Origin of the sequence: Vibrio jasicida CAIM 1864 = LMG 25398, from assembly GCF_000400365.1 — a bacterium.
GTDB classification, from domain to species: domain Bacteria; phylum Pseudomonadota; class Gammaproteobacteria; order Enterobacterales; family Vibrionaceae; genus Vibrio; species Vibrio jasicida.
This window is the reverse complement of record NZ_BAOG01000204.1, coordinates 1-4542: the sequence shown is the minus strand read 5'-3', so window position 1 is coordinate 4542 and position 4542 is coordinate 1. Positions and strand designations below refer to the sequence as shown.

General features: G+C 39.3%; 5 protein-coding genes. All 5 read right to left on the bottom strand.

Going from position 1 to position 4542, the window contains the following annotated elements:
• Window positions 1-171 precede the first annotated feature (171 nt).
• Window positions 172-906: a hypothetical protein gene (locus VJL_RS26725; protein WP_038882379.1), complete on the bottom strand. Its 735-nt coding sequence runs from the start codon at window positions 904-906 to the stop codon at window positions 172-174.
• Window positions 907-1040: 134 nt separating this feature from the next.
• On the bottom strand, window positions 1041-1535 hold the full coding sequence (locus tag VJL_RS26720; RefSeq protein ID WP_038882378.1) for a P-loop nucleotide/nucleoside kinase family protein: 495 nt from the start codon (window positions 1533-1535) through the stop codon (window positions 1041-1043).
• Between the two features lie 130 nt (window positions 1536-1665).
• Entirely contained in the window at window positions 1666-2571 is a 906-nt protein-coding gene (locus VJL_RS26715; protein ID WP_038882377.1) for a hypothetical protein, read from the bottom strand.
• Between the two features lie 139 nt (window positions 2572-2710).
• Complete coding sequence (locus VJL_RS26710) at window positions 2711-3097, bottom strand: VOC family protein (protein WP_038882376.1); 387 nt, start codon at window positions 3095-3097, stop codon at window positions 2711-2713.
• A gap of 168 nt (window positions 3098-3265) precedes the next feature.
• Window positions 3266-3760, bottom strand: a complete 495-nt coding sequence (locus VJL_RS26705; RefSeq protein ID WP_152436700.1) for a hypothetical protein — start codon at window positions 3758-3760, stop codon at window positions 3266-3268.
• Between the last annotated feature and the right edge of the window lie 782 nt (window positions 3761-4542).

The following is a 4542-nucleotide window of genomic DNA, read 5'->3' as shown; positions in this document are numbered from 1 at the left end:
GCATCATATTTTCATAAACTCGACATCAATCTCAGTTTTGTTCACATAACGCCCTGTTAAGGGGTGAGCAACGCAATACCGAAGCCGCCGCAAGCCACCTTAAACACTAAAATCAACGCATAGTGAAAATGCCACGCGTTGCGAATCCCTCTTGAACAGTTTGTTATAAATTTACTCACCAAAAACTCTAGACAAAACATTTAGACCATCTGAATAGGACAACAATATGGAGCAAACAGCTATAAACAAAGGGATTGAAAAATCCATTACATAAGTAGTGACTTTCTTTAAACGTAATACTTTCTTAGTTGAATCTATTTCAGAAATCAATTTCATGAATTTATTCACAGATTCTTTGAGAGAAGACTTCGTTTCACGATCAAACTCTGCCCCATCAACAGTACATTTTAAACTATTTGCTAAGTAAGACATTTTAGACAGTAGTTCATTGTGACTCTCTTTCTGAGAATGACTCAAAGCACGCAATCTACTTATATCCTGATAGTGAATATTTATAGCATTAGCAATCTTCCAAATGTGATACGTTAAATTTTCATTCGCTTGAATTATTTCTTCAGATTTAAAAACACTTCGTTTGAAATCCCAGGATTTGATGTCAGCCCAAAAACTTAAACAAAATGTAATTAACTCATAGCAAACCACCCAAAATATAATCCCTGCAATCTCACTAACATCATTAATTTTTGTAAATTTTATGCCTAGTATTGAGTCGACTTCAATGCCTAGCGTTTTTATGACGATGGTACTGATGCCAGCTATTAACAACACTCGTTTGTGCTTTAGTGTCTTTTCGCTAAGCGGTTCATAGAATTCTACAACTTTTGGATCATTATCTTTCCAAACACGAAGTATGTTTCTAATTTTACTTACAACAAATGAGTGCATTAATTCTCCAAAATTTATAACGCCCAATTAAGGTGTGAAGCACGCAATGACCAAGTTGCCGCATTGCACTTCAACACCAAAAACCACTGCATGCAAAAAATGCCACGCGTGCTGAATCACTCTTAAATTGTTTGTTATGCGCTCACTTTTAAACCATGCTCCAGTTCTTTTTCATCCGGAACTTCAAACTTTGGCTCCATGAAGTTGAACATCATTCTCGACACTTCAAATGAGTAAACTTGAGGGTCTTTTTCAATGTTTCTTTGCTCAACACGTTGCCAACGCACATTCACTGGAGTATCTAGATAGTGAACTTCTGCGTTTATGTTAAGAGCCAGTGCTTTGTTAACGAAAACCTCTCGTTGTGCTTTAGTCGTAAAACCTAGATCAAGCAAAACGTTGCCATCCAATGAGAGCATTTGTTCACTGACTTCCCAGATTTGATCGTAACAACGATAAACTCGCTCGATCATCCACGAATAGTCAAGTGAAGTCATATCCTTTGAAAAAAGAGTTTGCATCCAAGGATCTATCGAAAACCTTATTGCTCCGATTTCCTTGCATACAGATATCGAATAAGTTGTTTTTCCCGCTCCTGTCGGACCGCAAACAAGAATTAACCTAGCCATATTACAAATTCCTTTTGTATCGTTGGACCGGTGGCGCATAACGCCGCGTTAAGGTGTGAGTAACGCAATGCCAAAGCCACTGCATTGCGCTTTAAATACAGAATACGACGCATAATGAAAATGCCCTGCGTTACGAATCACTCTTAAACGCTTTGTTATATTTTTTTGCACTAACACCAAGTTGCTTAGCGTAACGGTTAGGGCTGATTTTCTTCAAACTTTTATAGAAATTTACGAGATCAAACTGACCTCGACTTTCCAAATTTTCAATTGCATCTTTAGATGTCACTATATCGATCATATCGTTATACCTTTCCCGCATCCAAAGGTACTTAACCCTTATATCAGCTTTACTGTGATGAGATGCACTCATTAAGCCCTTACGAATTATTTGACCTAAATTAGAAATATAATTAGGAAAATCATACTCTGGATCATTCAATTCTGATTGTGCACCATAGAAATAATCGATGTAGTACATACCATCGGAATCTTGCTTTAACAATGAGTTAATCAAATCAGTATCAAAACTGGAGTTATTACTCATAGAGCTATGCTCAATGCCAGCCTCGATAACAGCTCTATCCAAAATCACCCTTGGATACAAAGCCGCTTTAGACTCCAATGTATAAGCCTCAACCAAAGCGGGACCAAAAAGGTATTTACTAGTGTGAATAAACTTGCCAATAGAAATAGCTCCGCGACAGAGTATATTTTTTGATAACAGGTTCATTATTAGCAGTTGAATATCGATAAGAGTGAAGAAAACCTCTTTGGGCTGATCAACTAAGAAAGAAACTACTAAACAATCAGAAAAGATAGAAACCTCTCGAGAATCGGATGCATGAGATACGCCAAAATCTTCGAGTTTTGATTGAGTATCTAGATCCCAGATATCACGAATTGCTTCATATGCAGATACAACTGCTTCTATAGCAGCTTCATCATCGTTACCTTTGTTGTCTACCGTATCATTTAGCAGAGCTTTGAAACCCAAAATATCAATAAAAGCTACTACTCTATGTTCATATTTCAACTGTACTTCCTCTCAAAAATATAACGCCGCGTTAAGTAGTGAGCAACGCTACCACCCTGCCTAAACCATTGTGCCGTAAACACTAAAGCTGAATCAAACCGAAAATGCCGAGCGTTGCGAATCTGTCTTAAACGCTTTGTTAGGCGCTTTCTTCAATTTTCCACGGTGGGTTTAGTCGATTTTCACCAGCCCAATATAACTTAATTTTGTTTCCTGATGGGTCGCTTAGTACCGCTTCTTTCCAAAGGAACGGTTGATCGATGGGTTCCTGTTCGAACTCGATACCTTTACCTTTCAGGTTTTCTACCAGCTGATCGAGTTCTGCATGTTCAAAGTAAACAACACCTCTACACTCTAACCCACGCTTCTCTGGGTCTAAGTAAATTGAAAATGTAGAGTCTCCATCGGGAAAAGAGAAACGAGCATAATGCTCATCGCTAACAATTTGAATAAGCCCCAATGCTTTGTAAAAAGCTACTGCCAGATTGATATCATCAACAGCCAAAGTTACTTGATTTAGATTCATATACTTTCCTTGTATCGCATCCATGGCGCCTAACGCCCTGTTAAGGGGTGAGTAACGCAATACCGAAGCCACCGCACACCATCTTAATCACTAAAATCAACGCATAGTGAAAATGCCACGCGTTGCGAATCCCTCTTGAACAGTTTGTTAAACGCACATATCACGCGCTTAATTAAATATTGCTCCACGACCTTCTTGAACTGATAGTTCACCGTACTCTATAGCCTGGTTTACTTTTTTGTAAGGCAAGTACACGACAATAGAATAGCCAGAATTATGATCAAGATTAACGGCTATTGCATCTGAAACCTTACCTGACGGAAGCGTAATACGAACATCGTAAACTACCGCGGTGGTACTATATTGTCGATTTGCAGCTGCTGTAAGAAAGGCAGAATTGAGCAAATCAATGATCTCAGATGAAGGTGGGTATTCGCTCCCTTCGAAAACCGATACATCAACAACGTCTCCAGTTAAAGTCATCGCTGCACCATATGGATAAAACTCTCCATACTCAGCTAACATTTTTTCCGCAAAAGGCAGCACCGAGTCAAATAAGTGTTGTGCGTCTTCTTTCCCTTTGCCCAAATTGCCTCCAAAACAAAATGAACTCATGCATAACAGCAAAGCTATCAAACTCAATTTCACCTGATTAGCCTCCATATGTCGTTTAACGCCTTGCTAAGGTGTGAGTAACGCAATACAAAAGCTACCGCACAGCGCCTTAATCACCATAAGCCACCGCATAGTGAAAATGCCACGCGTTACGAATCACTCTTAAGCAATTTGTTAGTACATGCGCTACTTCTATTTATGCGCTCCAAGATATTGAAAATTGAGGTGATATGAAAGGCTTTGAACACTGAAGTGAGACGGGCAGCTACAAAACTTTACCCCATTGAAAGACGAAAGTTGGCTAGAAGAAAAACGCACTGAACAACCCTACTTTCACTTGCTTCAAATTAGAAAAGGATTCGGTCCTCGTACTTCAACAACCACAACAAAAGTAATCAAGGTTCTCTCAAAAGCCACCACGAAAATGAAGACGCGCCAAAGAAATAGGCTAAGAGTTAGAAGCCGTAAACGGTGAAATCAAAGCGAAAACTCCGCATATAGTGCCACCGGATAGAACGTGAAAGGCACTTACTGAAAGGTGTAAATACGAGCGCCAAAACAGATAAACACCAAAACTTATGACCTTTGATGTCAAACCCGTACTAACGCCCTGTTAAGGTGTGAGCAACGCAATACTTATGTCGCTGCATACCACCTTAATCACTTAAACCAACGCATGATGAAAATGCCACGCGTTGCGAATCACTCTTAAACAGTTTGTTATACGCGTTTTCTCCGCATTACGAGCTATTGTCAAATGTGGTGTATGGAAGATCATGCAGTAGCTTGTTGATGAGTCTCCATTTCTTTCACTCCATTGATGAAGCGAA